Annotated in this window: 2 protein-coding genes and 1 pseudogene; all 3 read right to left on the bottom strand. The window is 65.8% G+C overall.

Going from position 1 to position 2,124, the window contains the following annotated elements:
* Positions 1-215, bottom strand: a pseudogene (locus tag U9977_RS16045) (ABC transporter substrate-binding protein); the annotation flags it as partial.
* 140 nt (positions 216-355) lie between these two features.
* A complete protein-coding gene (locus U9977_RS16050) occupies positions 356-1,231 on the bottom strand; it encodes a carbohydrate ABC transporter permease (protein WP_416210650.1) in 876 nt (291 codons plus the stop codon).
* An 11-nt stretch (positions 1,232-1,242) separates the two neighbouring features.
* Positions 1,243-2,124, bottom strand: an 882-nt coding sequence (locus U9977_RS16055; protein ID WP_322750074.1) for a sugar ABC transporter permease, incomplete at its 5' end; no start/stop codon positions are given.

A 2,124-nucleotide genomic window follows, 5' to 3' on the forward strand; every position in this document is an offset into this window, starting at 1 on the left:
GTGTCGTTGAGCGGGCCGCTGACGGTCATCCGCAGTGTCTTGACCTTGGTGGCGCACTGGGTGGACGCTCTGGCTCCGTTGACGTCGTCCACGGCAGCGGTCGCGGGTCGCGCGGTCGGGCGGAGGCTGGGGTTGACCGACGGGCCGCTCGAACCGACGGCCCCGCACGCGGTAGCCAGGAACACGACAGTGGCAAGGGCGAGCAGCCCAGCCATGATCTTCCTCGCGCGGCCGGCGGCCCCCAAAGCCCACCCGGCCAAAGGCCGCGCGACCATGATTTTCCTCGCGCGGCCGGCGGCCTCAAGCGGTCTGGACAGACGGGTCCGGATCAAGTGTCTTCCTCTCGGGCACGCCCTCATCCCTCGGCACCGACACCGGTGCCGGTGCCGGTGATTCCGGCGGCCAATCGCCGCTGAGCAAGGATGAACACGACAAGTGTCGGAATGCTTACAATCAACGCCGCAGCCGAAAGCTGGGCGAAGTCCGGGAAACCGCCGCTGGCCGAAACCAGGTTCGCCAGAGCCAACGGCGGGGTCGCGATATCCGGTGAGCGTGCCACCAGCAACGGCCAAAGATACTCATTGAAGGAGAGCAGGAAGCTGAAGGTCGCGACCGTGGCGACCGCCGGTGTCGACAGCGGTAGGACGACCGCACGCAGCGTCCGCCAGGTGCCGAGGCCGTCCATTCTGGCCGCTTCGAGGAGCGCTACCGGAATCGTGCTCATATACTGACGGAGCAGGAATATTCCCGCGGCGTTCGTCATGAAGGGCAGCACCAACCCGGCCCTGGTATCGGCCAGGCCAAGCGCGGAAATCGTCACATAGTTCGGTATGGCGGTGACCTGTGGCGGTACCAGCAGAGTCGCGAGCACCACCGCGAACAGCACGCCGCGGCCACGAAACCGGAGGCAACCGAATGCATAGGCCGCTGGTATCGCGGTGGCGAGCTGCAGAAGCGTGATCGCGATGCTCACCCCGGCTCCGGTCACCAGCGCGCGGCCGAGGTCTGCCGCGTCGAACGCACGCGGGAAGGCCGCGAAGTCAATGCCCGACGGGATCAGGTTCGACGACAACCCGAGCACGCTCTGCGGTGGACCAACCGCGGTACGCAGCATCCACCAGAATGGCAGGAAGGCGCCGCCGATCCCAGCGGCGAGGAACGCCCAGCGCAGGCCGGTTGAGATGATCGATACAGGGGAGCCGACCGGCTGGCGGCGAATCGCCACTGACATGCTCTCGATGTTCACACCGCCACCTCACGAGCGGCTCGGGCACGGGCCCATCGCCCGACGACGGCACCGGCGACGCCGAGCAGGACGACGGCGACCAGCAACAACAACGCCAGCATCGAGGCATAGCCGATCCGAAACGATCCGGTAAATCCTGCCTCGTAAATGTAGTACACGATCGTCGTACTCGAGCCCAGCGGACCACCCTGTGTGAGGACCGCGACCGTCTCGAACGTCTGCAGGGTGAGAATCGTCGCAAAAACTGCAACGAATACCGTGGTGGGAGCCAGCAGCGGCAGCGTGATTCGACGCAGCCTCGCCCAGCCGCGGACGCCGTCGACATCAGCGGCCTCGTGCACCGATCTCGGGATTGTGGTGAGCCCTGCAAGATATACGACGAAGACGAAACTCGCCAACCGCCAGGCGCCGACGAACGCCACCACCGGCAATGCGGTGGATGTATCCCCGAGCCAGTCGACCGGGCGGATACCGAACCAGCCGACCACGGTGTTCGCCAGCGCGTGCGGACTGGCTGAGAAAATATAGGAGAAAACAACCGCCACGGCAACGAGATTGGCACTCACCGGAAGAAACAGTGCCAGGCGGACAAGCGCACGTCCCCGGGTCACCCGCTCGGCCGCGAGCGCCAGGCCGAGGCCGACCGCCACGGCCGGAATAACGGTGATCAGACAGTAGACCACGGTATTACGGACAGCCTGTGCAAGGTTCGGATCGTGCAGAGCATCACGGAAATTGGCAGTGCCGACCCAGTGGAAGCTCGGACTGGTGAGAGTCTTGTCGGTGCCCGCGACGAACGCCGAGACCAGCGCCGGAGCGATCGTGAACACGCCGAGACCGACGAGGGCCGGCAGCAACAGTGCCGCCACCCGCCACCC

This window comes from Protofrankia sp. Cas8, from assembly GCF_963555845.1.
Lineage (GTDB): Bacteria > Actinomycetota > Actinomycetes > Frankiales > Frankiaceae > Protofrankia.

Coding starts and splice junctions, on each gene's coding strand:
- U9977_RS16050 (WP_416210650.1), bottom strand. CDS start 1,231: ATGTCAGTGGCGATTCGCCGCCAGCCGGTCGGCTCCCCTGTATCGATC.